Source organism: Hansschlegelia quercus (genome assembly GCF_004310425.1).
GTDB classification, from domain to species: domain Bacteria; phylum Pseudomonadota; class Alphaproteobacteria; order Rhizobiales; family Methylopilaceae; genus Methylopila; species Methylopila quercus.
Genome location: NZ_SIUB01000014.1, coordinates 1 through 1,428, shown reverse-complemented (window position 1 = coordinate 1,428; position 1,428 = coordinate 1). Strand labels below are relative to the sequence as shown.

Below are 1,428 nucleotides of genomic sequence, written 5' to 3'. Positions count from 1 at the left end.
GAAGCCTAGGGGCAGTTCGGTCTCCTTGCCATCCGACAGCCGGATCTTGGCGTGCTCGACCTCGGCCGCCAGTCCATGGCCGCGCTCGTCGTCGATCACGCGGATCAGCCGGTCGAGGAGATCGGGCCGGGAGGCCTCGCGCCGCACCTCGCGGATCTGGCGCAGGGCGCGCCCGTCGTAGAGCTTGTTGATGCTCGACCAGGTGGCGAGTTCGTGGAAATAGACCGACGGGACTTCGAGTTCTTTCCGCTTCATGGCCGAGCGGAAGCCGAGCAGCGGCATCACCGAGCCCAGGCTGAGGCGCCGGTCGAAATCGACGCCGCCGACGTGCACGCCGTCATTGGCCAGAATGTCGTCCTTGCGGTCCTCGCGTCCGCGCCGGGCGGGCCCGATCCTGACGACGGAAAAATCCGAGGTGCCGCCGCCGATGTCGGCGATCAGCGCAAGCTCTTCGCGCGCGACGGTTCGCTCGTAGTCGAGGGCTGCCGCCACGGGCTCAAACTGGAAAGAGACGTCGCGATAGCCGATCGAGAGCGCGATCTCGCGCAGCGTGTCTTCGGCGCGCGCGTCTCCTGCCGGGTCGCCGTCGACGAAATGCACAGGGCGGCCATGCACGACGGAGTCGAGCTCCCGGCCGGCGGCGGCTTCGGCGCGGCGCTTCACGATGGCGAGGTAGCGGGCGATGATCTCGCGGAACTTCACCCGCTCGCGGCCGACCTGCGTGGCCTCGTCGACAAGGCTGCCTCCGAGCACGGATTTGAGGCTGCGCATCAGCCGTCCCGCCTCGCCGTCGAGATAGGCAGACATCGCCGCGCGCCCCACTTTGGGGGCTGCAGTCGGCGCGAAGAAGATCGCGCTGGGGATGGTGGTCTCGTCGCCTTCCAGCCGCGCGAGCTCGCCCGCCCCCACAACGCCGAGCGTCGTGTTCGAAGTCCCGAAGTCGAGGCCGCAGGCGGTCATGGCGCACCAACGCTTGGACGGAGAAGGGCGCGTCTTCTAGCCGTCTCACTTCACCGCGTCGATGCGCGTGTCTGGAGGCGGAGGTCGGATCCGCAGCTTGCGGGTTCGCTTAGTGCGCCGCGACGGGCTGCGGCACCTCATCGGAAATGCCCACCTTGGCCCAAACATAGATCGCAAGCAGCGCCACGGGCAGTCCGATCAGGGACGTCCAGACGAAGAACCAGGTGAAGCCCGTCCGCTCGATGGCGAAGCCCGAGAAGCCTGCCAGCATGCTTCCCGGAAACGCGCAAAGCGACGTCAGAAGACCGAACTGGCTCGCCGCATGATCAGTCGAGGCCAGCGTCGACATGTAGGTGATCAGCACGACCGAGGCGAAGGCATAGGCGAACCCGTCGAGGCTCACGGCGGTGGCGAAGGTCCAAAAGGCTGTTCCGCCGTCGCCTCCATGCGCAGCAAGGTAAGCGAGGC

General features: G+C 67.3%; 1 protein-coding gene and 1 pseudogene. Both read right to left on the bottom strand.

The window, feature by feature from the left end:
- Positions 1-960: Hsp70 family protein (locus tag EYR15_RS16880; RefSeq protein WP_131004747.1), on the bottom strand; the 960-nt coding region annotated here is incomplete at its 3' end.
- A 109-nt stretch (positions 961-1,069) separates the two neighbouring features.
- Positions 1,070-1,428, bottom strand: a pseudogene (locus EYR15_RS16875) (AmpG family muropeptide MFS transporter); the annotation flags it as partial.